The sequence below is a fragment of the Gilvibacter sp. genome (assembly GCF_013214815.1).
Classification (GTDB): Bacteria; Bacteroidota; Bacteroidia; order Flavobacteriales; family Flavobacteriaceae; genus Gilvibacter.
Genome location: NZ_JABSPU010000140.1, coordinates 1 through 2,281, shown reverse-complemented (window position 1 = coordinate 2,281; position 2,281 = coordinate 1). Strand labels below are relative to the sequence as shown.

At 43.1% G+C, this 2,281-nt stretch carries 1 protein-coding gene and 1 pseudogene; both read left to right on the top strand.

From position 1 onward, the window contains the following. On the top strand, positions 1-1,333 hold a 1,333-nt coding region (locus HRT75_RS14630), incomplete at its 5' end, for a T9SS type A sorting domain-containing protein (RefSeq protein WP_291188321.1). A 272-nt stretch (positions 1,334-1,605) separates the two neighbouring features. After that, positions 1,606-2,281 (top strand): annotated as a pseudogene (locus tag HRT75_RS14625) (hypothetical protein); the annotation flags it as partial.

Sequence of the window (2,281 nt, the reverse complement as noted above, 5' to 3'; positions counted from 1 at the left end):
CCGTTTCGAAAACGGACCAGTTGGAGACTATGACTCATGGGAGTTTGTAGGTCCTTATCAGTATTTCAGTGTAGGTCAAGGATTTACCATGAAAGGCCCTGGTACAGGTGGCGTGACAGATATTCAGAGCTACACCTTTACCGGTAAGCCAAACAACGACCAGACCAGTCATGAAATTCAATTGACTATTTCAGCAGATAACAACTATTTAGTGGGTAACCCATTCCCTTCTGCATTAGACGCTAATGATTTTATTGCAGACAACCCCCACTTGGATGGTACCCTATATTTCTGGGAACACTTTGGAGGTGGTTCACACTTCCTGGCCGAATACCAAGGTGGATACGGTATGTACAACCTATCTGGTAGCGTACCTGCAACTTCTCACCCATTAGTGAGTGATGCTGGGTCCTCTACGAAATCTCCTGGACGTTATGTTCCTGTAGCTCAAGGTTTCTTTGTTGCTGCGGATAGTGATGGTACAATAAACTTTAACAACAGCCAGCGTAATTTCGTTAAACTTGGAGGCTCTTCAGTTTTCATGTTTACGGATGATACTTACGCGGGAGGTACTCCAACTACAGGAGATGCGCCTTCTACTGAAGAACCAGATGACACGCAGTTTGACGCTCCAGATACACGAACCAAACTACGTTTAGGATTTGATTCTCCAATTGGAATGCACAGACAACTATTGGTGACCTTTGACAACAATACAACTCTTGGTGTTGATCACGGTTATGACGGAAGAGTATTTGACGAACAAGTTGAAGACATGAACTGGTTGATCGAAGATGAGCGCTATGCGATTCAAGGTATTCCAGTGATTGAAGGTAGATCTAGCGTTCGTAGAGCTCTTTATGTGAAGATCGAGGAATATGGTGAGATCACTATAGGTTTAGATGGTGCCGAGTTCTTGGGTGAGAAATTAGTTCCTTACTTACACGATAAAGAAACCGATACCTTCGTAGATCTTAGATACGACTACTTTACTACAGTAATCGAACCGGGAGTCTATGAAGATCGTTTCCAAATGGTATTCCGCAAGACTCCGCGTCAAGTGGATCAAATAGCTAACAAACAAGTGAACACTGTTGCTGCTATGCACGCTAAAACAGCGCAGCAAGTAACCGTCTTTGCCAAGGAGGAAGCCTTAACCATTAAAGAAGTAACTGTATACTCTATTCTAGGGCAGCAAATTGGAACCTACCAGTTCTCTGGTGATGCTACTCAGGTAAACTTCCCTTCTACCTTGATGAGCACTGGTACTTATATCCTAAGAATTACGACAGACAAAGACGTTCAAACGACTAAGATTTTAATTGACAAATAATAGTTTGCTTAGACAAAGCAAGTAGTTTTTCCTAACGCAAAGGGAGCCCTGTAACGAGGCTCCCTTTTTTTATGTACATATGATTGATGTAGGAAACCTCTGCAATATTTACGGTTTAAACACACAAAAACACCGTTTATCAACACATTTTACCGATGAAATGCACTTTTTTATCAATTATAATGTTAAAGCGAAAGGATTTTTTTTTAAGTTTGTTTACAGAATCTGTTACAGAAGACCCCAAATCGACCTGTGGCTTAATCTACTAGCTTATGGAAAAAACTACTTCTACCAACCGCGGTATCGCGTTCGCGATGCTGATTTTTTGTATGATCTTTACGCCGCTTGTCACGGCGCAGACGGTCATCCACCAAGCGACCTTTGAGTCTGGACTGGATGGCTGGAATCTTACTTCTAACGCAAGTCGCCTTAATGATATCACTTTTGCTCCTCAGGGAAGTTATGCCCTTAGGATTCAAAACAGCAACGGTGAAATACGCAGTCCTCAGTTTTCACTGAACGCCTATGACAAAATCGACATATCGTTCCGATTTACCAACAACGGCTACGACACCGGTGAAACCTTTGATGTAGAATACCGACCAGACACTTCCAGCTCATGGACTATTATCGGTAGTTTTGTCGCTGGAGACGTTCCAGGGAAATCCGCAGACTTTAGCAACGGTGTTCCCTATATCGACTACGCCAAGACCGTTACCTTCTTTAAAACCGACCACACCTTCCCGAGTTCTGCTACGGGACAATTTCGTTTCTCCAGTAATTCGTCCTGGAATGGTGACCGCGTTCATATCGATTATGTAACAATTACAGGAACAACATACAACACATCAATCTCCGAAGGACCTGGTGGAATCAACAGCAATCTAGAATTGTGGTTGAGAACTGACCGTGTAGACGGCAGCGGTTCTATTGCTGACAACACTGCGC